Origin of the sequence: Synechococcus sp. OH20 (assembly GCF_047502685.1) — a bacterium.
Lineage (GTDB): Bacteria > Cyanobacteriota > Cyanobacteriia > Thermostichales > Thermostichaceae > Thermostichus.
In genome coordinates, this window is the sequence record NZ_JANSIQ010000036.1 from 14638 (window position 1) to 36067 (window position 21430).

The 21430-nt window shown below is 60.1% G+C and carries 22 protein-coding genes, 1 tRNA gene and 1 pseudogene; 12 read left to right on the plus strand and 12 right to left on the minus strand.

What is annotated here, in order from left to right; translation table 11 throughout:
- Positions 1 to 163 precede the first annotated feature (163 nt).
- Positions 164 to 2806, plus strand: a complete 2643-nt coding sequence (gene clpB / locus NW826_RS07935; RefSeq protein ID WP_414509851.1) for an ATP-dependent chaperone ClpB — start codon at positions 164 to 166, stop codon at positions 2804 to 2806.
- 5 nt (positions 2807 to 2811) lie between these two features.
- On the opposite strand, the gene NW826_RS07940 is transcribed toward clpB, so the two are convergent.
- Positions 2812 to 3213, minus strand: a complete 402-nt coding sequence (locus tag NW826_RS07940) for a SaoD/DsrE family protein (RefSeq protein ID WP_414509852.1) — start codon at positions 3211 to 3213, stop codon at positions 2812 to 2814.
- 366 nt (positions 3214 to 3579) lie between these two features.
- Positions 3580 to 4902: a dihydroorotase gene (locus tag NW826_RS07945; protein ID WP_414509853.1), complete on the minus strand. Its 1323-nt coding sequence runs from the start codon at positions 4900 to 4902 to the stop codon at positions 3580 to 3582.
- 270 nt (positions 4903 to 5172) lie between these two features.
- On the opposite strand from NW826_RS07945, the gene NW826_RS07950 reads away from it, so the two are divergent.
- A tRNA-Arg gene (locus NW826_RS07950) sits at positions 5173 to 5246 on the plus strand.
- 21 nt (positions 5247 to 5267) lie between these two features.
- Here NW826_RS07950 and NW826_RS07955 read toward each other — a convergent pair.
- Entirely contained in the window at positions 5268 to 5777 is a 510-nt protein-coding gene (locus tag NW826_RS07955; protein ID WP_414336261.1) for a type IV pilin protein, read from the minus strand.
- Positions 5778 to 6242: 465 nt separating this feature from the next.
- On the opposite strand from NW826_RS07955, the gene NW826_RS07960 reads away from it, so the two are divergent.
- The 3 genes from NW826_RS07960 to NW826_RS07970 all read left to right on the plus strand — a co-directional run bounded on the left by NW826_RS07960 (position 6243) and on the right by NW826_RS07970 (position 8731).
- On the plus strand, positions 6243 to 7010 hold the full coding sequence (locus NW826_RS07960; protein ID WP_414509854.1) for a LysR substrate-binding domain-containing protein: 768 nt from the start codon (positions 6243 to 6245) through the stop codon (positions 7008 to 7010).
- 294 nt (positions 7011 to 7304) lie between these two features.
- A complete protein-coding gene (locus NW826_RS07965) occupies positions 7305 to 8078 on the plus strand; it encodes a PspA/IM30 family protein (protein ID WP_414335790.1) in 774 nt (257 codons plus the stop codon).
- Positions 8079 to 8266: 188 nt separating this feature from the next.
- Positions 8267 to 8731, plus strand: a complete 465-nt coding sequence (locus NW826_RS07970) for a pentapeptide repeat-containing protein (RefSeq protein WP_414335792.1) — start codon at positions 8267 to 8269, stop codon at positions 8729 to 8731.
- A 5-nt stretch (positions 8732 to 8736) separates the two neighbouring features.
- Here NW826_RS07970 and cysQ read toward each other — a convergent pair whose 3' ends face one another.
- The 5 genes and pseudogenes from cysQ to rpsP all read right to left on the minus strand — a co-directional run.
- The gene (gene cysQ, locus NW826_RS07975) at positions 8737 to 9534 is read right to left on the minus strand and encodes a 3'(2'),5'-bisphosphate nucleotidase CysQ (RefSeq protein ID WP_414509855.1); all 798 of its coding nucleotides are present in this window, start codon (positions 9532 to 9534) and stop codon (positions 8737 to 8739) included.
- A gap of 17 nt (positions 9535 to 9551) precedes the next feature.
- Positions 9552 to 10307 carry an imidazole glycerol phosphate synthase subunit HisF gene (gene hisF, locus NW826_RS07980; protein WP_414335796.1) on the minus strand — a complete coding sequence of 252 codons (756 nt, stop codon included), beginning with the start codon at positions 10305 to 10307 and terminating at the stop codon, positions 9552 to 9554.
- A 27-nt stretch (positions 10308 to 10334) separates the two neighbouring features.
- Complete coding sequence (locus NW826_RS07985) at positions 10335 to 11438, minus strand: ArsA family ATPase (RefSeq protein WP_414347738.1); 1104 nt, start codon at positions 11436 to 11438, stop codon at positions 10335 to 10337.
- Positions 11435 to 11695 (minus strand): KH domain-containing protein, encoded by a 261-nt coding sequence (locus NW826_RS07990; RefSeq protein ID WP_414335800.1) that lies wholly within the window; start codon positions 11693 to 11695, stop codon positions 11435 to 11437. The genes NW826_RS07985 and NW826_RS07990 overlap by 4 nt, the downstream gene beginning before the upstream one ends.
- Positions 11696 to 11987: 292 nt before the next feature.
- Positions 11988 to 12233, minus strand: a pseudogene (gene rpsP, locus NW826_RS07995) (30S ribosomal protein S16); the annotation flags it as partial.
- A 226-nt stretch (positions 12234 to 12459) separates the two neighbouring features.
- Between rpsP and NW826_RS08000 the strand changes: the two are divergent.
- A complete protein-coding gene (locus tag NW826_RS08000; protein WP_414509856.1) occupies positions 12460 to 12912 on the plus strand; it encodes a TerB family tellurite resistance protein in 453 nt (150 codons plus the stop codon).
- Between the two features lie 122 nt (positions 12913 to 13034).
- Here NW826_RS08000 and NW826_RS08005 read toward each other — a convergent pair whose 3' ends face one another.
- A complete protein-coding gene (locus NW826_RS08005) occupies positions 13035 to 13430 on the minus strand; it encodes a metal-sensing transcriptional repressor (protein ID WP_414335804.1) in 396 nt (131 codons plus the stop codon).
- A 114-nt stretch (positions 13431 to 13544) separates the two neighbouring features.
- Between NW826_RS08005 and sds the strand changes: the two genes are divergently transcribed.
- Positions 13545 to 14516 carry a solanesyl diphosphate synthase gene (gene sds / locus NW826_RS08010; protein ID WP_414347741.1) on the plus strand — a complete coding sequence of 324 codons (972 nt, stop codon included), beginning with the start codon at positions 13545 to 13547 and terminating at the stop codon, positions 14514 to 14516.
- Between the two features lies 1 nt (position 14517).
- On the opposite strand, the gene NW826_RS08015 is transcribed toward sds, so the two are convergent.
- Together NW826_RS08015 and lepB are read right to left on the minus strand one after the other, a co-directional pair.
- The gene (locus tag NW826_RS08015; protein ID WP_414509861.1) at positions 14518 to 15747 is read right to left on the minus strand and encodes an RNA-guided endonuclease InsQ/TnpB family protein; all 1230 of its coding nucleotides are present in this window, start codon (positions 15745 to 15747) and stop codon (positions 14518 to 14520) included.
- Positions 15748 to 15855: 108 nt separating this feature from the next.
- A complete protein-coding gene (lepB, locus tag NW826_RS08020) occupies positions 15856 to 16530 on the minus strand; it encodes a signal peptidase I (RefSeq protein WP_414336229.1) in 675 nt (224 codons plus the stop codon).
- A gap of 126 nt (positions 16531 to 16656) precedes the next feature.
- Here lepB and NW826_RS08025 point away from each other — a divergent pair, with 126 nt between their 5' ends.
- Positions 16657 to 16992 (plus strand): hypothetical protein, encoded by a 336-nt coding sequence (locus tag NW826_RS08025; RefSeq protein WP_414509857.1) that lies wholly within the window; start codon positions 16657 to 16659, stop codon positions 16990 to 16992.
- Between the two features lie 120 nt (positions 16993 to 17112).
- On the opposite strand, the gene NW826_RS08030 is transcribed toward NW826_RS08025, so the two are convergent.
- Positions 17113 to 18180, minus strand: a complete 1068-nt coding sequence (locus NW826_RS08030; RefSeq protein WP_414509858.1) for a hypothetical protein — start codon at positions 18178 to 18180, stop codon at positions 17113 to 17115.
- 181 nt (positions 18181 to 18361) lie between these two features.
- On the opposite strand from NW826_RS08030, the gene NW826_RS08035 reads away from it, so the two are divergent.
- From NW826_RS08035 to NW826_RS08050, 4 genes are all read left to right on the plus strand, one after another.
- Entirely contained in the window at positions 18362 to 19081 is a 720-nt protein-coding gene (locus tag NW826_RS08035) for a pyridoxine 5'-phosphate synthase (protein ID WP_414369119.1), read from the plus strand.
- A gap of 14 nt (positions 19082 to 19095) precedes the next feature.
- The gene (locus NW826_RS08040) at positions 19096 to 19728 is read left to right on the plus strand and encodes a DUF3318 domain-containing protein (protein ID WP_414335991.1); all 633 of its coding nucleotides are present in this window, start codon (positions 19096 to 19098) and stop codon (positions 19726 to 19728) included.
- A gap of 5 nt (positions 19729 to 19733) precedes the next feature.
- Positions 19734 to 20537: a biotin--[acetyl-CoA-carboxylase] ligase gene (locus NW826_RS08045; RefSeq protein ID WP_414509859.1), complete on the plus strand. Its 804-nt coding sequence runs from the start codon at positions 19734 to 19736 to the stop codon at positions 20535 to 20537.
- 41 nt (positions 20538 to 20578) lie between these two features.
- Positions 20579 to 21430, plus strand: an 852-nt coding sequence (locus NW826_RS08050) for a M23 family metallopeptidase (protein WP_414509860.1), incomplete at its 3' end; no start/stop codon positions are given.

The following is a 21430-nucleotide window of genomic DNA, read 5'->3' on the forward strand; positions in this document are numbered from 1 at the left end:
CCTCCATCGATCGAGGGCAAAGGGGGCGGTTGTTGCGAACTCTGGCGCGGCCAAAATGGGCGATACCTGAATTATCAGGATCCCTTTTCCCAAGCGGGGGCCGAGATGGCCGCTTCCCCTGCTGTCTTCCTATACACTGTAGTAAAAAACCTGCTGAACTTCTATGCAGCCCACCAATCCCAACCAATTTACCGAGAAAGCCTGGAGCGCCATTGTCCAATCCCAGGATGTAGCCCGGCGGCACCAGCAGCAGCAACTGGAAACCGAGCATTTGCTCATCTCCCTTCTCGATCAAGAAGGGGGTCTCACCCAGACCATTTTGCAGCGGGCCGGCCTCGATCCAAGGCTGGTGCGGGACAAGGTGGAAAGCTTTATCAACCAGCAGCCCAAGCTGGCGCGGGTGGATCAGCTCTACCTGGGCCGCGGCCTGGAGACCACGCTGGATCGGGCTGAAGAGTTTCGCAAAGAATACGAAGACGACTTCATTTCGGTAGAGCACTTGCTTTTGGGAGCCCTGGACGACGAGCGGGTGGGCAAGCGGGTTTTAGCACCCCTGGGTTTGACCGTCGAGCGCCTCAAACCCGTTATCCAACAAGTGCGGGGCAAACAGCGGGTTACCGACAAAAACCCTGAGTCCCGCTACGAGGCCCTGGAGCGCTATGGCCGCGACTTGACCAAGGCCGCCCGCGAAGGGAAGCTGGATCCGGTGATCGGGCGGGACGACGAGATCCGCCGCGTCGTTCAGGTGCTCTCCCGCCGCACCAAAAACAACCCGGTGCTCATCGGCGAACCCGGCGTGGGGAAAACCGCCATTGTCGAAGGTCTCGCTCAACGCATCAACCGGGGAGATGTGCCGGAGTCGTTGAAAAACCGGCGCGTCATTGCTCTAGATATGGGCTCCTTGATTGCTGGCGCCAAGTACCGCGGTGAGTTTGAAGACCGCCTCAAAGCTGTGCTCAAGGAGGTTACCGAATCGGAAGGGCAGATCATCCTCTTCATCGACGAGCTGCACACCGTGGTCGGGGCGGGGGCTGCCGAGGGGGCGATGGATGCCGGCAACCTGCTCAAGCCGATGCTGGCCCGGGGCGAATTGCGCTGCATTGGCGCCACCACCCTGGATGAGTACCGCAAACACATCGAAAAAGACGCCGCCCTGGAGCGCCGCTTCCAGCCGGTGTATGTGGATCAGCCCTCCGTAGAAGACACCATCTCCATCCTGCGCGGACTCAAAGAGCGCTACGAGCTGCACCACGGGGTCAAGATCAGCGACTCGGCCTTGGTGGCGGCAGCCGTTCTCTCCAACCGCTACATCTCCGAGCGCTTTTTGCCCGACAAGGCCATCGACCTGGTGGACGAAGCGGCGGCCAAGCTCAAGATGGAGATCACCTCCAAACCCGTCGAATTGGATGAAATCGACCGGCGCATCATGCAACTGCAGATGGAGGAGCTCTCCCTCAAGAAGGAAGACGACCTCGCCTCCAAAGATCGCCTGGGCAAAATCGAGCAGGAGCTGGCCAACCTGATGGAGCGACAGCGGGAGCTCAATGCTCGTTGGCAGATGGAAAAAGAGGCCATCGAGCGGCTGCAAAACCTCAAAGCCGAGCGGGATGCCGTCAAGCTGCAGATTGAACAGGCAGAACAAAAATATGACCTCAACCGCGCTGCCGAGCTCAAATACGGCAAGCTGATGGAGCTGGAGCGGCAGATCCAAGAGCAGGAGGCCCACCTGGCCAAGCTGCAGGCCAACGGTGAGCCCTTGCTGCGGGAGCAGGTGACGCCCGAAGACATTGCCGAGATCGTCTCCCGCTGGACCGGGATCCCGGTCACCAGCTTGATGGAGTCGGAAAAGCAAAAGCTGCTGCGCCTGGAAGCCCACTTGCACCAGCGGGTGGTGGGCCAGGACGAAGCGGTAGCCGCCGTAGCCGCTGCCATTCGGCGGGCCCGGGCCGGCCTCAAGGATCCCAACCGACCCATCGGCTCGTTCCTGTTCATGGGGCCCACCGGCGTCGGGAAGACCGAGCTGGCTCGCGCCTTGGCGGAGTTCCTCTTCGACACCTCCGAGGCGATGGTGCGCATCGACATGTCCGAGTACATGGAGAAGCACTCTGTCTCCCGCTTGATTGGGGCTCCGCCGGGCTATGTGGGCTACGAAGAAGGGGGGCAGCTCTCGGAAGCGGTGCGGCGCCGTCCCTACTCGGTGGTGCTCTTTGACGAGGTGGAGAAAGCTCACCCCGATGTCTTCAACATCCTGCTGCAGGTGCTGGACGATGGCCGCATCACCGACTCCCAGGGGCGGACGGTGGACTTCAAGAACACCATCATCATCATGACCAGCAACATCGGCAGCGAGCTGATTCTGGAAATCGGGGGCGATGAGAGCCGCTACGAGGAGATGAAAACTCAGGTGCTGGCCATGCTGCGGCACCACTTCCGGCCGGAGTTCCTCAACCGCGTGGATGAACTCATCATCTTCCACGCCCTCACCAAAGCGCAGATTCGCCAGATCGTCAGCCTGCAGATGCGGCGGGTGGAGCAGTTGCTGGGGGATCAGCAGATTGAGATTGTCCTCACCGAAGAGGCCAAGGACTACCTGGCCGAGCTGGGCTACGATCCCGTGTTTGGGGCCCGACCCCTCAAGCGGGTCATCCAGCGGGAGATCGAAAACCCCCTCGCCACCAAGCTGCTGGAAAACGAGTTCCTGCCCGGCGACCGCATCCTGGTGGATGTGGCCAACGAACGGCTGGTCTTCCGCAAGATTGGCTCTCAGCCCAGCCAAGAGCCGCCTGCTGCCGTAGCCGTCAGCTAAGTTGGTTAGAGGCTGATTACCTGGTCAGGTGGGTTGTCTTTTAAGGCCGCGTAGAGGTCGGGGAAGCAGCCCACCTGCACGCCTTTGACCACATTCTTGGGAACACAATAGCCCGGCTCCTTGCGCCCCTGGCACTTTGAGTCGCACCACTTGGGTTCCCCTTCCGCCAGGTTGCGCTCCAGGGCGCACAGGTCACACATCATCAGCAAAATCTTTTGCGCTTCGGCAATCTTGGCCAGGCGCTCGCCAATGGGATCCCCCTGCCGCAAGACAAAGCAGTTGTCGTCAAAAAAGAACATGCCCACCACTTCCGCGCCGTGTACCCCCGCTTCTAGCTGCGGCAGGATCATCTGGCCCAGCTTGTAGGTGCCGCCGCGAGGAGTGATGAAGACGTAGGCAACTTTCATGGCCGCTCCTTAGGTGTTTTCCAACTTGATTATCATCGATTATCGCTTTCAAAGTAGCACAGCTTACTGAAAGGGCGTAAGACACTCCCCAAGCATTCCTCACCCCCAGCCCCTCTCCCAGCCCTCACCCCCAGCCCCTCTCCCAGAGGGAGAGGGGAGTTAGAGCGGCGCGTTCGCGACAGCGTTGCGTAGCAATAACGACGTAACGAACCGTTTCATTGCTATTTGAAATGACTATAAGACTATAAACTGAGATGGGATCTGGAGCTCTGCTCCTCTTGCCTAGGCAGGGAGAAGCCGAAGCAGCTCAGTGTTCAACCGCCATCTTGAAAGGTTTGAACAGGTGCAACCTCGAAGGGGATCCCCCTAGCGCCGAAAGGTTAGCGCCTGGCCGCGCACCGAGGGATCCACCTGACCGTTTTGAAAGGCGATCTGCCCGCCCACAATTGTGAGCAGCGGCCAGCCCACCAGCTCCCAGCCCTCAAACGGGCTCCAGCCGCATTTGGTGAGCAGCTCTTCCCGGCGCACCGGCTGAGGCGTGTGGCGATCCACCAATACCAGATCGGCATCGTAGCCCACCTGCAGCCGCCCCTTGTTGGGGATCCCGTAGAGGCGGGCCGGCGCCTCACACATCCACTGCACCACCTGGCGCAGGGTACAGCGGCCCTGCTGGGCTGCGGTCAGCATCAGGGGCAAGGCCGTCTCCACACCGGGCATGCCAGAGGGGGAGTGGGGGTAGGGCTGGGCCTTTTCGGCCAGGGTGTGGGGGGCATGGTCGGTGGCGATGCAATCAAGGATGCCGTCGTGTAGCCCCTGCCAGAGCTGGTTCAGGTTAGCCGGATCCCGCAGCGGCGGGTTCATCTGGACGAGGGATCCCAGGCGGGCGTAGTCGGCGGTGCTGAGCAGCAGGTGCTGAGGGGTGACCTCGGCGCTAACCCAGGCGGGTTTGTGCTGGCGCAGCAGCTCCACCTCCAGGCCGGTGGAGAGGTGCAAAATGTGCAGGCGGTGGCGGTAGCGGGTGGCCAAGTCCAAAGCCCGTTGCGAGGCAATCAGCGCGGCTTCTTCATCCTGAATCAGGGAGTGAACCGCCACATCTGTACGTTCGGCAAAGAGGGCCCGCCGGGCTTGAATCCGCGAGTGATCTTCAGCGTGGACGGCGATAACAAAATTGGGATCCGTCTCGGCAAAGATCCGCTCTAATGCCGCTTGGTCATCCACCAGCAAGGGGCCATGCATGGATCCCATGAAGATCTTGATGCCGCAAGCCCCTTGCACTGTTTGCAGCTCTTTAAGGTTATCGGCGGTGGCTCCGATGAAAAAGCCGTAGTTGACCACGCACTTGCTGGCGGCCCGGGCCAACTTGTCATCCAGCGTTGCCTGGTCGATCGTCAGCGGATCCGTATTGGGCATCTCCAGAAAGCTGGTTACCCCACCGCGAGCGCAGGCCCAGGATCCCGTCTGTAGGTCTTCTTTGTGCTCCCGGCCCGGCTCGCGAAAGTGAACCTGGGGGTCGATCACCCCCGGCATGAGGGTATGGCCCTCCGCGTCGATAACCCTAGCCACCCTTTCTGCCGAGAGATTCTGGCCGATTTGGGCAATGCGCCCCTCCCGCACCAGCACATCTCCCAGCCAGGGATCCCCTTCCGGCACCAATAGCTCCGCATTGCGGATCAGCAGACTGTCAGACAAAGCGCCTCCAAGACAACGCCAATTTCCCAGTCAGAATATTCAATCAAAATACCTTATCAAAATACCTTAGAAGACTGGCCGCCAATCCGGCACCTCACTTCCGACTCAGCGCTGGCGCGACAGCGCAAAAGGGCCTTGACTTGACATCCCCTCCACGGCTGCGGCTGGCTTCCAGGCAAAGGTCTAGACGGCTCTTTCTGGTAATCTAAGTTGGGGGTTTAAGATCGGTAGGTGTTGCCCAGCATCCCTTGCTCCATTCTCTCTTTGTCTGGGGCTGTAGCTCAGATGGATAGAGCAAGCGCCTCCTAAGCGCTAGGCCGGCGGTTCAAGTCCGCCCAGTCCCGTTGTGTGAAATCTTCAGAGTTTCACCGATAGAGGTTGCAGGAGTTGTGCAGGTCGTAGCCAGAAGCCAAAACCTCTTGCTGGCGATCCCCAAGGCCGATGTCACAGCGCAGAAGCTCCCCACCAGCACTCACATGGGTATGAGCCTCAGTCATCCAACGCATGCCGGTCACGCCAGGAGCAGGAGGAACCACTTCAGGAAGACGATAGTTGTAGGCTGGCCAGGGGTCTTGCAAATAGCGATCCCCGTGAACCCCACCGAATTCGATATCGGTGTAGCCGGAGGGATAAACCGTAAAGTCCATGCGGAAAACTTCTGAAGCACGGCCAACGGTCGCCAAAGCTGCTTGGGCTTCAGCAACTCTGGAGCGACGAATCTGATTGAGCAGATTGGGAATAGCCACAGCGGAGAGAATACCAACAATTACGATGACCACCAGCAACTCGATCAACGTCATGCCGTGGGGGGCTGCAGTGGTCGGGCGGAAGAGCATCCTCTTCAGATAGGCTTCATGAGAGGAAAGTCGGCTCATGGCAGTATCCACTCCACCTTCGCAGAACTCAGGTATCCAGATACACGCAATTTAGGCCAGCATTCAGGTCTTATTCTTGGTCTCAGGTTACCCTTCGCAGACGCAAAACTTTCCTCGCCAAATCATGCGAACTCCTGAAGCCGCGCCGGCGTTGGGCTGGGATTCAGATGGATCGCAAGGCCGCCTGTAGCAGGGTTTTTTGGGAGCCGGTTTGAAAGCCCTGAGCGCGGATGTGGCGTCCCTGCAGGTTAGGCAGACACTATCGGCTCTGGAGGGCATTGGGACAAGCGAACGTTACAACTTTTTTCAGTGTTATCCACTACAGCTCATGTAGATCCATCTCTTGCGTGGGAAAGAGCCCGCCTGGCTACGGAACTCCTATGAAAGAGGAGCTCCGCCCACGCCAGCACAGAAATAGCCAGAAAACCACAAAGCCTTCCTACCATAGGGTTTGCCCAGCCAGAAATGCCAAACCGCCCCCGAGGGATCCGTGGGGGGGTCGGTCTGCAGCGGGTGGCGCAGACGGAACAGGGCCTCAAAGAGCTGAATAATCTGCAGATGGGGGAGCTTCACCTCGGTTCCAGCCTCACCATCGGCAACTACTGGCTGCCCTACCGCCTCAGCCTCTACCAGCAGCGCTACCCCGGCATTCAGATCCGCTGCACGCTGGCCAACACAGAGGCCATTGCCGAGGGTTTGCTACAGGGCAAGTTCAATCTGGGCCTGGTGGAGGGCGTTATCCGACCTGAGGATCGACCTCACCTGGAACAGCACGTCATCGATTGGGATCGCCTCTGCCTCATTGTCGGCAGAGGACATCCTTGGTATGGTCGGCCAAACATCGAGATCTCAGATCTGGTGGAAACCGACTGGATCATGAGGGAGCCGGGATCCGGCACCCAGCAGCGTTTTGAAGCTGCCCTGGCCTGCTGGGGGATCCCTGTCGAGCGGCTATCGGTCATCTTGCGCCTGCAAAGTGGGGAAATGGTCAAGGCCCAGGTCAGTCAGGGATCCGCAGCTGGCGCCATCTCGGAATTGATGATCCGCAACGAAGTGCGCCTGGGGGATCTGCGGGCAGTGCCCCTGGCCGCCGGATCAGATGCTCTGCGACGCCCCTTTCTGCTGCTCAAGCATCGCCAACGCCACCTCTCGCGCGCCGCCCAGGCTTTTGAGAACATGATCCGCCTCCTAGATTTGGGGAACTCGCCCGACGATCAACTTCCATCGACCTAGCCAGACATCGGGCTGGCCAAACAACAGCCCAGCGCCCTTCGGGCCCCCGTCTCTGGACTGGTCGTACAGTCCAACACCGACGTTCGATAAGTCTTCTGGGCTTTATCAGTGCCCCGGTAGTCCGGTGCAATCCACCGAGATCCGGGGATTAAGACATAAGGGCTGGGGCAGGATCCCCTCTGACCCATTTCCTCGGATCTCGGCCAGGGATCCCTATACTGGGGTAGAAGCACTGGAAGGCACCGGAACGGCAAGGGTAGCATTAGGTCAGACTGCTAGAGGGGGAAACAACCGATGGGATTGTTCGATCGGGTCAGCCGAATCATCAGATCCAATATCAACGCGCTGGTCAGCAGCGCCGAAGATCCGGAGAAAATCCTGAACCAAACCATTCAGGACATGTCGGAGGATCACTACCAAATGCGGCAAGCGGTTGCCCAGGCCATTGCTGCCCAGAAGCGGATCGAGCGGCAGTATGAGCAAGCGCAGCAGAACGTTGACGAGTGGCAAAGACGGGCCGAGTTGGCCCTGCGCAACAACAACGAAGCCCTGGCCCGCGAAGCGCTGGTGCGCAAGAAAACCTTTGCCGAAACTGCCCAGAGCCTGAAGCGGCAGTTGGATGAGCAGACCAAGCAGGTGGAGGTCTTAAAGGCCAACATGACCAAGCTGGAGAGCAAAATCGCCGAGGCCAAGACCAAGAAAGATATGCTCATCGCCCGGGCCCGCGCTGCCAAGGCTTCTCAACAAATTAACCAGGTCATCGGACGGGTGGACGCCACCAGTGCCTTCGCGGCTTTCGAGCGCATGGAGGAGAAGGTGAACTCCCTGGAAGCTCAGTCGGCGGCGGTGGCGGAGCTGGCGGTGGACAACTTGGAGAACCAGTTTGCCGCTTTGGAAGCAGGTGGGTCGGATGTCGATCACGAGCTGATGATGCTGAAAGCGGCGATGCAGGGCCAATTGCCCGCCGGAGAGCGGAAAGTTTTGCCGCAAGCCCAATCTGCTGCCTCGGCTGAAAGCGAGGTAGATGCGGAGTTGGAAAATCTGCGCCGCGAAATCGACCAGCTTTGAACAACGGGAGGCCGTGTCTGCCTGAGTTCCTGGGGCATGTTTCCTCTTGGCTTAGGTGGGTTGGGGTGTCCTTACCGGGGGGACACAGAGTGGTAAGCTAGCCCAGAAGAGCTCTCGGCCTGCTTCTGGCAGGGGGGGAGCTTGGGTTAAGGTAGCCTTCCTGCGTTTTTGCGAGAGAACCAACAGCGATGACAACAGCGAGTATCAAGCCTCTTTTAGATGCCAAGCAACTGTTGCAGGCTTATGCGTCTGGCCAGCGGGATTTCTCTGGCTCCAACTTGAGCGGAGCCCAGTTGAGCGGTGCGAACTTGAGGGGCATCATTCTGCGGGATGCCGATTTGAGTGGGGCGGATCTGCGCGAGGCGGATTTGGCAGGGGCGGATCTCTCCGGAGCCGACCTGCGCGGAGCCAAGCTGCGACGGGTGAACCTAATCGGAGCTAAGTTGGTGAAGGCGGATCTGCGGGGGGCCAACCTCTACCGGGCTAAGTTGCTCAGGGCTGACCTTAGCGAAGCAGAGCTGAACCGGGCCGATCTGCGCATTGGCGCCGATCTGCGCGGAGCCATCATCACCAACACCCACTTCCGTGGCGCCCTTTACGACGAGTACACGAAGTTCCCGGATGGCTTTAACCCGACCGAGATGGGCATGTAGGCTTTCTAGGGAACCAGCTCCTGCCACAGTTGGGTAACGCCTTCGGCAGCTGCTACAAAGGGCGGGTTGTGCAGCTCCGGTTTGTTGTAGCGCAAGGGATCCCCTTGCAAGTTCGTGACACTTCCCCCCGCCTGCTCGACGATACAGTGGGCGGCGGCGGTATCCCATTCCAGGGTGGGGCCAAAGCGGGGGTAGAGATGGGCGGATCCCTCGGCCACCAGGCAAAACTTGAGGGCGCTACCCACAGACTTGACTTCGAGAGAACCGTAGCGCCGTCGCAGCCGCTCCAGGAATTGCTCCGTCTCCGGGCTGCGGTGGGAACGGCTGACCACCACCTGCAGAGGAGCCTGGGCGGGGGGGCGGGCCCGGATGGGCTCTTTGCCTTTGTAGGCCCCCAGCCCTTGCGCTGCCCTGTAGGTAAGGCCGAGAGCCGGGGCATGGACGACGCCTAAGATGGGGATCCCCGCCTCGACGAGGGCGATGTTGACCGTGAACTGGCCGTTGCGCCCGATAAACTCGCGCGTGCCATCTAGGGGATCCACCAGCCAGAACTGCCGCCACTGTTGCCGCTCCGAATAGGGGATCCCGCCGCATTCTTCCGACAGCACGGGGATCCCCGGAGTTAGATCTTGCAGGCCCTGCAGGATCAGGTGGTGGGCGGCCAGATCTGCTTCAGTGAGGGGGGAGAAGTCGGTCTTATCCCTGACCTGGATCTGATCTTGCCGATAGATCTCCAAAATGGCTTGCCCGGCTGTTTCCGAAAGGCGGCTGACACGGGGCAAGAGATCGGCCAGATCCTGCATGGGCAACCCCCCAAGATTTAGCAGCGCACCGGAATGCCGTGGGCGGCCAAATCGGCTTTGATCTGGGCAATCGTCAACTGGCCGTAGTGCAACAGAGAAGCCAACAGGGCTGCCTCTGCCCCCCCCTCCTGCAGAGCTTGGCGGATGTGGGCACAGTCTCCCGCCCCCCCTGAGGCGATCACCGGTACCGCCACCGCCTCGGCCACGCGGCGGGTCAGCTCCAGGTCGTAGCCCGCTTGGGTGCCGTCGGCGTCCATGCTGGTGAGCAAGATCTCCCCTGCCCCTCGCTCGGCCACGGTTTTGGCCCACTCCACCACGTCCAGCCCCGTCGGCTCCCTCCCCCCGCGCACGTACACTTCCCATCCCCCTGGTTTGGCGCGGGCGTCGATAGCCACCACGATGCACTGGGATCCAAACTGACGGCTGGCCTGGGTGACCAGATCCGGATCCCGGACTGCCGCCGAGTTGAGGCTTACCTTGTCGGCCCCGGCCCGCAGCAGTTGCCGGATCCCTTCCACATCGCGGATCCCACCTCCCACCGTGAGGGGGATGAACACCTGCTCCGCCGTGCGCTGCACCACCTCCAGCAAAATCTCCCGCTCCTCGTGGGTAGCGGTGATGTCCAGAAAGACCAGCTCGTCCGCCCCCGCCCGATCATAAGCCTGGGCCAGCTCCACCGGATCCCCGGCATCGCGCAACTGCACAAACTGGATCCCTTTGACCACCCGCCCCGCCGCCACATCCAGACAGGGAATGATCCGTTTGGCCAACATCGCCTTCTCCTCCGCTGGCGTGATGGCCTAGCCGAAGCTGATGACCAAGAAGGGTTCTTGAAACTTGGCCCCGGCCACCTGCCGACCCGCCAGGCTGGGAGGCAAGAACAAATTGCGCCGCTGATCCCCGGCGGTGATGGTCAGCTCCGGGCCCGACTGGCTCAGCTCGATCTGGGCCTTGCTGAAGCCGGGAATAAACAGCTTGACTGTACGCGCTCCCTCGTCGATGGCCACGGGCGGCGGCACATCCGGCACGGCGAATATGCCCCCCACCGCTGCCTCCAAAGCTGACCAATCGGATCCTTGACGCAGGGGAAGTGTGCGTACGGTCAAGGGGAAAAAATCGGCAGCCGAGACCTCGCCCGGAGCCAGAGGGGTGACCCAGAGACCGCCCACCGTCAGCCCCACCATCTGGGCACTGCCCCAGAGGTAACGGGCAGTCTGGACAGCCATCGGATCCGGGGTGGTCACCAGGTGGGCCAACACGCGGCGCGGATCGGCGATGGCCTGCCGCCCCTGCTCGAAAATGTTGGTCATCCCCCCCAGCCGATTCGACAGATCCTCTAAAGACGAGAACTCCACGGTGCTGACCGACCGCAGCAACGGCTCGGCAAAAGGGCGCAGGGTTTTGGCCAAGTCGGATCCCAGAAAAGCCTGGGAAGCCCGCCGCCAGTACCAGCTGGCCACCTCCGGGATGCCAAAAGCCCGCAAGGTGGTCAGATCCCCCGGCCCATCGTAGAGAATGCAGTCGTATTGGCCGCTGGCATCGTAGCGGCGCAGCGCTTCCAGGGCCAGCGCCTGATCCATGCCCGGCAACACCCCCAGCTCCTGACCGTAGATCTCCCGGAAAAAGGGAGTGCGCACATATCGGGCTTCCAGCTCTTTGGCCGCCGTCCAGTGTTGTTCCAGAAGCTGAGTTGTGCGCAACTGCACCACGCTCAAATTGGCGGCAATGGTCACCGGCTCCCCGGCAAGTGGGATCCCGCCCAAGAGCATCTCCAGCGCCGGCCCCGCCTGATGGCCCACCAACAGCACTCGCCGCCCCTGTTGGGCTGCTGCCCGCGCTGCTGCCACCGCCAACGTGCTCCGGCCTGTGCCCCCCTTACCCAAAAAGGTGAGGATCTGGCTCATTCCCGCTCTCCTGCCTCGCCGTAGATGTCGATGTACAAAGACTGGCCCGCCAACTGGGCTGCCGCCATCATCACCTGCCGAATCGCCTGCAGAGTGCGCCCGCCGCGCCCGAATACCCGCCCGCGATCCTTGGGGTCAAAGGCCAGCCGCAGCCATACCTTGCGCCCGCCACAGGTGGTTTCCACGTCCATCTGCAGCCCAGATGAGCTGAGCAACGGCTCGATCAAAAGATGGACAAGGGCTTTGTAGTCTGGCATGGGCGCCTGGCAAGGAAAAACGGGTTCAAGCCGAGCCTATAGCCAAAAGGTTAACCGATGGCGTCAGCGGGACGAAGTCCTTATCCTAGGCTTTGGCTGCTTCTTCGACCCGTGGCTCTTCAATTGCAGATTCTTGGTGGCTCGATTCTGGCAGGGATCCAGCCTCTGCCACAGCCGGCTCTGCATCGGGTTCAGGAGCTTCCGTAGCAGGCTCTTCTGTTGGCTCAGGGATCCCAGCTTCAGGCTTGGCGATGGCCGGGATGCGAATCGAGGCAACCACTCCGCCTTCTCCTGCTTTCAGCATCTCGTAGATGCCGGCCTTTTTGAGAAGACCCTCCACGGTCTCCGTGGGCTGAGCGCCACAACGCAACCATTTGAGCAGGCCCGCCGTCTCCAAAACCGTCTCTTTGGTGCGCGGGTTGTAGTAGCCCAATTCCTCCAGCGGACGGGCCTCGCGACGGCTTTTACTTTCGATGGCGATGATGCGATAGCTGGGTTGCCGTTTTTTTCCGTAGCGCTTGAGCCGCAATTTGACCATGGGGTATCTGCTCCTTAGGGTTGCTCCGCAAGCTGTGAAGGGTGGTTAGAGAAAAACCAAAATCAAACCCGTGCCCGCCACCCCGATCCCCTACCGGAAATCTGGGCAGACACAGGCTCTCTATTTTAGTCGATTTTTTCCTTGGCTGAAAAAGAGCCAAACCGACGCCGGGCGGCGCTCTTCATGGCAAAGTTGAAGAGGAAACCCACACTCAGCAACACCCCCCATGGTCAACTACGCCGACTTGACAGATGAGCAGCGCCAGCTCTACCTCAAAGCCCTGATCGCGGTGGCCCGAGTGGACGGCCAGTTGGACGAAGAGGAAACCAACTTTTTCCTGCAAATTGCCGAAGGGATGGGCATTGAAGAACAGGTGGCCCAAACCTATCTGGCCGAGAAAACAGACGCAACCCTAGACCTCAGCGGGATCCCGCCTCTGCACAACGCAGCCGGGGCCTTGATCCTGCGGGATCTGACAACAATGGCGGTGGTCAACAACGAGCTAACGGAAAAGGAAGAGGCGCTCATTTTTGAGATCGGCAAGGCCATGCAATTCAGCCGGGAGGAGATCGACGAGTTCCTGAACTGTGCCTTCATGGGCCTGCAATGGCAACTGAAGAACAGGGTCTTGCTAGAGCGCTACGCCCAGCCTTCTCAGGGAGATCCAGCTACCGAATAGCATTAGATAGCATCAGCCAGAACAGCCGGCCTTGGCAACCGCATCAACACCCCGGCTTGGTGTTTCCCCCAACCAAGCCAGGGAGTCTTTCAGGTTCAGCCCAGACATCTGGTCATCGCAACCTAGCCGATAAAGCGATCCAGGGCCCGTTGCAGCTCTTCCAGCTCCACTTCGATATTGCCGGTCTCGATGGCGTGGCGGATGCAATGGCGGATGTGATCGTCCAGGATCAGCCGCGCCACCCGATCCAGCGCCCCCTTGACGGCGGCAATTTGTAGCAGCACATCTGGACAAGGTTGATCCTGCTCGATCATGGAGCGGATCCCGTGAACGTGCCCCTCGATGCGCGCCAAGCGGTTGATCAACTTGCGCCGTGACTGAGGATCATGATGGTGAGGCTGGGCCCGCCCAGACAGGGGCGGCTTTTCCAGCGCCAACTCCCACTCCTCCTCCCAATCGGGTTCTGAAGGGAGCGGTGGAACGGAGCGAGCGCCAAGTGGAAGGACAGGATCGGACATAAAAAGGGCAGAAGACTGCTTGCATAATACTGCTTGGTTTTCCCTGGGAACGATAGGGTACTCTACAATAAGAAAAGATATGAAATTTTGTAAAACCTCTCATACGCTGGCTCCATGACCTCTGTGCTCTCCCCCTTTGGCCCTGTAGAAGCGGATCTGGAGCGTTTACGCCAGAACCTGACGCGGTTGGTTAGCGCCAAGCACCCCATTCTGGCTATGGCTGCCGAGCATCTGTTTTCGGCAGGTGGGAAAGGGATCCGGCCAGCCATTGTGCTCCTCATTGCCCGTGCCACCACTCCCGATGGGGAGATCACACCCCGCCACTGGCGCTTGGCAGAGATTACCGAGATGATCCACACGGCCAGCTTGGTACACGATGATGTCATCGATGCTGCCGACGTGCGACGAGGAATCGACACGGTAAACACCCTCTTCGACAATCGGATAGCCGTGCTGGCGGGGGATTACCTCTTCGGTCAGGCTGCCTGGTATTTGGCCAGTCTGGACAATCTGGAAGTGGTGAAGCTCCTTTCCAAGGTGATCATGGATCTGCCAGAAGGAGAGGTGCGTCAGAGCCTTACCCGCTTCAACCCGGATGTGTCGATGGAGGACTACCTGGCCAAGAGCTTCTACAAAACGGCCTCCCTGATGTCCGGCAGTTCCAAGGCTGCCGGTCTGCTGAGTGGGGTGAGCGAGGAGGTGGCGGATCGGCTATTCGATTTTGGGCGGGATCTGGGCATTGCCTTTCAGATCGTTGACGATCTGCTGGACTTCACCGCTTCGGCAGAGATGCTCGGCAAGCCGGTGGGATCCGACCTCATCCAGGGCAACCTCACCGCACCCGTTTTATTCGCCTTAGAGGAATTTCCCCAGATGCGGGAGCTCATTCTCAGGGAACTGTCCAACCCGCAAGACCTGAAGCAGGCCCTAGAGTGGGTGTATCAAAGCGAAGGGATCCCACGCTCTCGTCAGTTGGCGCGAGACTATGCCCGTCAGGCCGCCGAGGCGCTGGAAGTGCTCCCGGATTCTGTAGCCCGCCGGGCTCTGTTTCAAATGGTGGACTATGTGCTGGAGCGGCTGCAGTAAACTACCCGACTCCGACCGCTAAGCGGTACGGAGCGGGCTTTTGGTAGCCCTGCAGTTGGCAAGCCAACCACGGGCCTCTAGGCCGGTTTACAGCGACCCCCAAAAGGGCAATGACGTTGGCACCGTTCAAATCCGCATCCCCTTCCCAACCACAGGCCGGGTTCACACAACGAAAACGCTTCCCTTCCCGTTGCCCAAGCCACAAACACCGGTGGCAGGTCTGCGAGCTGTAGGCAGGCGGCACCACCACAACCTTCACCCCTGCTCTGGCGGCCTTGTAGTGCACAAACTGCCGCAACTGGTAGAACGCCCCTCGCGCTAGCGGGCCGTAGGCCTCACTGTTCGCCCGCCGCCGCTCCGTCTTGCTGCGTGGCTGTTGGTTGGTACGCTCCCGGATCCCGGTCAGGTCTTCCAAGGCAATAAAACGGTGGGTGGCCTGTGCCCTAGCAACAATGGCTTTGGAGATGCAGTGGTTCACCCAAGTTTGAAAGCGCCTCTCCCGACCAGACAGCCGTTGCAGCAGTTGCCGACACCTGCGCCGAGAACTGCGTGTGCCCTTACTGGCCTTGCGTTGCAGAGCCGCTCTCAACCGGGAGTAGTGGTCTCTGACCCGGTTCAACTGCTGTCCATTCCAGTTATCCCCCTCAGAGGTGTGGGCAATATCTCTCCTACCCAAATCCACGCCAATTGCCTTGGTGGTGTCTTGTGGCTCCGGTACCTCGGACTCCACGCAAATTTGAATGGAGTAGGAACCGTCTTGGCGTTTGACCAACGTGGCCGCTTTGGGATGAGAACCCGCCAGCATGCCGCACTGGTAGTTACTTATATCCAGCTCAAAGCGTTCGCGTCCCTCAACGGTGGTCAGCGACACCGTCCAGTCTTTTTCCCGAAAAGAGAAGATGCGGGCATCGTAGGTAACAAAGCCGCTCTTGAACGCTTTGACTGGACGATTCTTTTGCTGGGCAACCTTGCGGGCAGCGGCCAGCCTTCTGCATACCTGTTGTGCCAGGTTGCTGGATAGCCCAAAGCGGGTACGAATTGCGCGGTAGCAGAGCGATTGAAGCTTGACTGGGTTGACCACCTTCTCTGGTGTGTTTTGGTTGACCCAGTAAGGCCTACGGCCCGCTGGCGCGAGGAGTGCTTGTGCAAAAGCAGACAAGGTTGCCTCTAGCTTCACGGCTTGCGAAGCAGACACCTTGAGCTTGCAGGAGATAGTCAGGACTTGGGCCATGTCACAACTATACGTCGTCCGCATTCCTCCCGACCCTGACCCTACGGGTACAGAGCGGGGCTCCTGCGGTTTTTAGCTGAGCAGCCCAGGCAGAGTCAAGCGACCTCCCTAGCGGGCGGTGTCGCCCAACACTTGAGTTTCCGAACGCAGCTCGGGATATTCTGGCGGGGTGAAAACGTGTAGGCGATTCGGGGGCCAAAAGCGAAAAATGGTGTTGCCGATGATGTTTTCTTCCGGCAAAAAACCCCACACATGGGAGTCCTGGCTGTCATTGCGATTGTCCCCCATCACAAAATAGGAGTGAGGAGGAACTACAAATTCGGATCCCTGGTTGGGAACTCCAGGGCAGCGCTCTCCAGGACAAGAATAGTTGGGAGGAGCATAAATATAGTCCTCCTGCAGTGGGATCCCGTTGATGATGACCTCACCATCGGCGATACGAATGCGATCCCCAGGTAGGCCGATCACCCGCTTGATGTAGGCGCCGTTGAAGTTCAGCTTGGCAGGCGGGTAGAAAACAATGATGTCGCCGCGTCTGGGCGGGCCAAAGCGGTAGCTGACCTTTTCCACCACCAGCCGATCCCCCTCTTCCAGGGTAGGCAGCATCGAATCGGAGGGGATCCAACGCGCCTCCGCCACAAAGGTGCGAATGCCAAAAGCCAGCAGCAGCGCCAGCACAACCGTCAGCAGGTTTTCCCGCTGCGCCTGCCACCAGGTGCGGGATCCCGAGCTGGCAGGTGCCGACTGGGGCTTGGGCAGAGACGTTGGATCTTTGGACGGCATGGGAGCTAACGGACAAGACTGCACGATCTCAAGATTATCGCACCCAGCAGGAGCCAGCATCGAAAAGACGAATGGCCGCCAGTAGCTTACGATCGAGAGACACGTAGCCTGTAACTTGCAAACCCCATGACGATTTCAACAGAAGAACGCCTAGATCGGCTTGAGCGCTTGGTCGAGACCAACAGCCAAGCAATAGCCCACCTCAGCCAACAACAAGGGGAAATTTTGCAGCGGATCGATCGGCTCGCAGGAGATACTGGAAAGCTCTCAGAGCGTGTCGAGAAACTATCGGGCGACGTCGAGAAACTATCAGGTGACCTGGAAAAACTGACTTTTAAGTTCGACACCGCTCAGAGCATCGGAGAACGGCTGGAACGTCTGGCCACCAGTCTCATTGCCGGGGCCACCATCAGCATTATTGCCGGTGTGATTTTGGTGCTGTTGCGGGAGGGATCCCGTTAGGAAAAAACTGCTTGGGTTTGCAACGGGAATGAGAAACTTGGGCCACCGGCAAAAGGCAGTGGGAGCCCATAAAGCCAAGAAGCAAGGCAAAAGCAAGATGCCCTCGAAATGCCTGGGGGCTCAACTGCCGGAATTGAGTTTTTCCCAGTCCTGCTGATGGATAGCGATCATCTGGGCTTGAGCCTGGATAGCTGCCAACACCTCTGTCATCAGGGGCCAGTCGCTCCGCGGTGGACTGGGGTACTGCTTGAGTTTGTCGATTGTGTTGCTGAGAGCACTTTGCAGTTGTTGTAGCAGTTGATGGGTCTGTTGGGCCAAGGCTAAGGTCTCAGAGACGCGGAGGTTGTTCCGGCCTTGTTGATATTTCTGGAGAGCCTCTCCTCGCAAGATGCTCAAGATGGCCCCTTCTCTGGAAGCAGCCGTCTGGCCACTTTTGGAGCGCTGCGGGATAATGCGCAACTGTAACACCAGCGGCTCTCCTCGGTACACCCGTTCCACCTCTGCCTGCTGCGGCTCTCCGATCAACCCCGGATCCAGTGCCATCATCCGCTTCATGGAGGCAATCAACTTCGCCCGTATGGACTCCGAAAGATCTTTGAACAGATCCCGCAAAATCCCCTGCTGACGGTAGCGCACCCGACAAGAAGCCCCCTCTTGAGGTTCCACAAAAATCTGCTCGGCTTTCTCATCCAAAGCCCGTCGCAGCATCGAGTTGAGCAACTGCTGCACCGTCTCTTCCGATTCGTCGGCGGGGACGGGGGGAGCAGTTGGCCGGGCGGAGGGGGGCTGGGCTGGCGTCAACTGCGTGGGTGGCCCCGCCACAGGAGCGGGAACCTCTCGCGTCACCCGGCTGGCTTGGGCCTGAAGGCGCAGCCGCTCCACCTCTGCCGGGTCGGGGGGATGGCTGAAGTAGTAGGCAATGAGATCCTGCTGCTGCTGAGCGGTGAGCGGGATCGGCTGGACGGAGATCTGGGAATAGGCCAGCATCTTGCTCACGTAGTCCAGCGCTGCCAAATCCTGGGGATCCACCATGCCCAAAATGAGGCTGTCGGTATCCAGGGCCACGGGCACAACCTGGTAGTAAATGCAGATCTCCACCGGCAGGTATTGGGCAATCAGGGCCGGCACCCGCGCCCGGTCAATGATTGAGTGTTGTCCCACCGCCAGAGAGGCATTTGGATCAGTCATGGCAAGCCTGGAGTGGATCCCGCACAGGCGAGACATCGCTTTCGAGCATTTTGATCATAGAGTAAAGGCTGCCTCCCCGCCGCCTGAGCCCCACAGCATCCAGGCTCGTCTGACCGGCGCAAATTGCATAATGTAATACTAGGAGCATTCTAGAATCCTTTACACCCACAGCAGTCAGGCCTTGTTAAGTCTTGGAGTTAACATCGACCACATTGCCACCCTTCGCCAGGCTCGCCGCACCGTAGAGCCGGATCCGGTGGCAGCGGCAGTGATCGCCGAGTTGGCGGGGGCAGATGGGATCACAGTGCACTTGCGCGAGGATCGCCGTCACATTCAAGATCGGGATGTGCGGCTGTTGCGGCAAACGGTGCGCACCCACCTCAACCTGGAGATGGCCGCCACCGATGAGATGGTGGCCATTGCTCTGGAGATCAAGCCCGACTACGTCACTTTGGTTCCCGAACGGCGGGAGGAGATCACCACCGAGGGGGGCCTGGATGTGGCAGGGCAGGTGGCGCGTCTTAGGGATGTGGTCGGCCAACTGCAGGGATCCGGCATTCCGGTCAGCTTGTTTATCGACCCGGATCCAGTGCAAATTGCCGCTGCCGCCCAGGTGGGGGCCCGCTGGGTGGAGCTGCACACGGGGCGCTATGCAGAAGCTGCCTCCGCAGCTCGGCGGCAGGTGGAACTTGAGCATCTGGAAAAAGGCTGCCAACAGGCCCTTCAACTGGGCCTGCGGGTGAATGCGGGACATGGTCTCACCTACTGGAATGTCGGCCCGGTGGCGCGGATCCCGGGTATGGAGGAGCTGAACATCGGCCACAGCATTATCAGCCGAGCGGTGCTGGTAGGACTGGATCGGGCGGTGCGAGAGATGCGTCAGGCGATGGGATTAAGCTGAGGAGCAGGCCCGGCATGGACTCGGAATACTACGGCTACGAAAACTACGTTCTGGAGCAGGCTGAGATCGAGCGCCTGCTGGATCTGCTGCCTGCCAGTATGCGAGAGAGCGTCAAGATCTTGCCGGCCTCGGAACGGCAGACAGTGGTGATCAAGGGCCGTCGGCAAATGCCCTGGGAACGGCAAATGCGGCTGTTTATCAAGCCCTACGAGTGGCGGCAGTTTACCCCCCTGCAGCGAGCGGGGCTGTTCCTGCACAAGGTGGGCTACTACAGCCGGGCAGCCTCGCGGCAGATCGACTTTTACCTGGCCATAGCAGCTCTGGGAGGGTTGAGCTTGATCTTTGAGGCTGTGCAGCAGGATCCGGTGGGAGCAACGGTTTCGGGAGGTTTGAGTGGCTTGGCCCTCTGGCAGTTGCGCCGCGACCAAACCAACGACCGCCGTCTGTTGGCTGCCGATGCCTATGCGGTGGATCGTCTGGTGTTGCGCGGGATCCCACGGCTGCAGGCGGTGGAGGCTCTGGGGCAGGCGCTGCACGTGGAGGCCCGTCTGGAGGGGCGCTCCGGCAATGATCTACTGGACATGTTGCGCTATCAGAACCTAAAGCGGCTGGCCCAGCGTCCGGCGGAAGATATTGTGCTGAGCTGAGGGAGATGCTTTCCCCCTCGCGGCTGGGATCCCAGGTGGGCCATTGGGGCCATTACCTCCTGCAGGTGGCGGTAACCGATTCCACCAATCGGCTGCTCCTGGACTGGAGCCGCCGGTTTCCACAGCCGCTGCCGGTGGGCACGGTTTTGGTCAGCACCCGCCAACGGGCCGGGCAAGGTCAACATGGGCGGGTATGGCACTCTGAGCCGGGAGGGCTGTATCTATCGGTCTGGCTGGGATCCCCGCCCTTGCATCACTCGCTGCTGGAACTGACCCTGACCTTGGGCTGGGGTATTGCGGGCAGTCTGCGGCAAAAACTGGGGATCCCGCTGCGGCTGAAATGGCCCAACGATCTGGTGGTGGTGGGCCCGGATTCTCTGCTCAAGCTGGGGGGGATCCTGGTGCAAAGCCGCTTTGGGGGGGACGGGCAACTGCTGGGGCTGGTGGCCGGCGTGGGTGTGAATATCAACAATCCCGTGCCCGCCGGGGCGATCACCTTAGCCCACATCTTGGGATCCCGACAGTCCCTCGACCGCACCGAGATTGCCGGCTGGGTTCTGCAGGGGATGGAGCAGGGATTCCAGGTCTGGTTGCAAGAGGGATTTGGCCCCGTTCGCCCAGAGTACGAAGCCTGGATGGTTCAGTCGCAAGTCCAAGGAGCCCAGGGGGAAAGCAGCCTCACGGTCTTGGGCCTTGCCGAGGATGGGCGGGTGCGAGTACAAACACAAGGGGAGCGAGGATCTATCCTGACGCTTGCACCTGACCAAGTTCGCTTGAGCTATCACACTCCTGTTGGCGGCGATCTGTAGCCTTTCTGGTTTTTCTTGTGTGGCCTGTGTTGAGTGCGGTGATGAAGCCTTTGGTTGCGGCAGCGCGCCTTTTCTTTCCACAAGGGCGGCGGCTGCGCTTTTGGCTGGGGCTGCTTTGGCTCTATCCCACGGCTCTGCTGGCCCAGACACAACCCAACCCTTTGCCCCCACCGCCCGTGGTGGAGCCGGCTCTGGACACGCCTGGGGCGGCAGCCCTGCTGCTGGATGGGGCCATTCCTCTACGGGGAGAAGCTCTTGAGGCGGGAACCCACCCAGAGACGGTGGTGGGCCGGGAAATGGTTATTGAGCCGAAAAAAAACCGTGGCCTGGCCACCCCCGGCAATAGCGGCACGGCGTCCTTTTCTCAACCTGAAGGTGGGGTGCCGGTGGTGCTGATGGAACGCAGCTCCGGTCGCCGCATCATCCTCACCCCAGGCGAAGAGATTCGCATTGAGGATCCCAGCCAGACCCAAGCGCCTGAACCGCCAACGCCGGAGTTACCAGAACTGGCGGCAGGTGAAGAACGACTGCTCTATCCCCTACCCCATCCGGTGCCGATTACTTCTGGGTTTGGCATGCGAATTCACCCCATTCGCGGAGAGCCGGAGTTCCATGCCGGGGTGGATTTGGGGGCCAGCCTGGGAACGCCGATCTTGGCCTCTTTGAGCGGCAAGGTGGTCACTTCGGGATCCCTGGGCGGTCTGGGGATCACCGTTGTGCTGGAGCATGCCGGCAACCAGCGCACCCGCTATGGCCATATGTCTGAATCTGCTGTGGGTGTGGGAGAAGTCGTGAAGCAGGGCACCGTAATCGGCTACGTGGGGGCAACGGGAGCGGTGACGGGGCCCCACTTGCACTTTGAGTTGTGGAAACGGACGGTGGGGCAAGGCTGG

Bases quoted from the DNA above. Each gene is read 5' to 3' on its own strand.
- NW826_RS08005 (WP_414335804.1), bottom strand. From the start codon at position 13,430: ATGTCCGATCCTGTCCTTCCACTTGGCGCTCGCTCCGTTCCACCGCTC.
- NW826_RS07990 (WP_414335800.1), bottom strand. From the start codon at position 11,695: ATGCCAGACTACAAAGCCCTTGTCCATCTTTTGATCGAGCCGTTGCTC.
- lepB (WP_414336229.1), bottom strand. From the start codon at position 16,530: ATGCCGTCCAAAGATCCAACGTCTCTGCCCAAGCCCCAGTCGGCACCT.
- cysQ (WP_414509855.1), bottom strand. From the start codon at position 9,534: ATGCAGGATCTGGCCGATCTCTTGCCCCGTGTCAGCCGCCTTTCGGAA.
- sds (WP_414347741.1), top strand. From the start codon at position 13,545: ATGACCTCTGTGCTCTCCCCCTTTGGCCCTGTAGAAGCGGATCTGGAG.
- NW826_RS08040 (WP_414335991.1), top strand. From the start codon at position 19,096: ATGGACTCGGAATACTACGGCTACGAAAACTACGTTCTGGAGCAGGCT.
- NW826_RS07970 (WP_414335792.1), top strand. From the start codon at position 8,267: ATGACAACAGCGAGTATCAAGCCTCTTTTAGATGCCAAGCAACTGTTG.
- NW826_RS07960 (WP_414509854.1), top strand. From the start codon at position 6,243: ATGCCAAACCGCCCCCGAGGGATCCGTGGGGGGGTCGGTCTGCAGCGG.
- hisF (WP_414335796.1), bottom strand. From the start codon at position 10,307: ATGTTGGCCAAACGGATCATTCCCTGTCTGGATGTGGCGGCGGGGCGG.
- NW826_RS08030 (WP_414509858.1), bottom strand. From the start codon at position 18,180: ATGACTGATCCAAATGCCTCTCTGGCGGTGGGACAACACTCAATCATT.
- NW826_RS07965 (WP_414335790.1), top strand. From the start codon at position 7,305: ATGGGATTGTTCGATCGGGTCAGCCGAATCATCAGATCCAATATCAAC.
- NW826_RS07940 (WP_414509852.1), bottom strand. From the start codon at position 3,213: ATGAAAGTTGCCTACGTCTTCATCACTCCTCGCGGCGGCACCTACAAG.
- NW826_RS07985 (WP_414347738.1), bottom strand. From the start codon at position 11,438: ATGAGCCAGATCCTCACCTTTTTGGGTAAGGGGGGCACAGGCCGGAGC.
- NW826_RS07955 (WP_414336261.1), bottom strand. From the start codon at position 5,777: ATGAGCCGACTTTCCTCTCATGAAGCCTATCTGAAGAGGATGCTCTTC.
- NW826_RS08025 (WP_414509857.1), top strand. From the start codon at position 16,657: ATGACGATTTCAACAGAAGAACGCCTAGATCGGCTTGAGCGCTTGGTC.
- NW826_RS08045 (WP_414509859.1), top strand. From the start codon at position 19,734: ATGCTTTCCCCCTCGCGGCTGGGATCCCAGGTGGGCCATTGGGGCCAT.
- NW826_RS08015 (WP_414509861.1), bottom strand. From the start codon at position 15,747: ATGGCCCAAGTCCTGACTATCTCCTGCAAGCTCAAGGTGTCTGCTTCG.
- clpB (WP_414509851.1), top strand. From the start codon at position 164: ATGCAGCCCACCAATCCCAACCAATTTACCGAGAAAGCCTGGAGCGCC.
- NW826_RS08000 (WP_414509856.1), top strand. From the start codon at position 12,460: ATGGTCAACTACGCCGACTTGACAGATGAGCAGCGCCAGCTCTACCTC.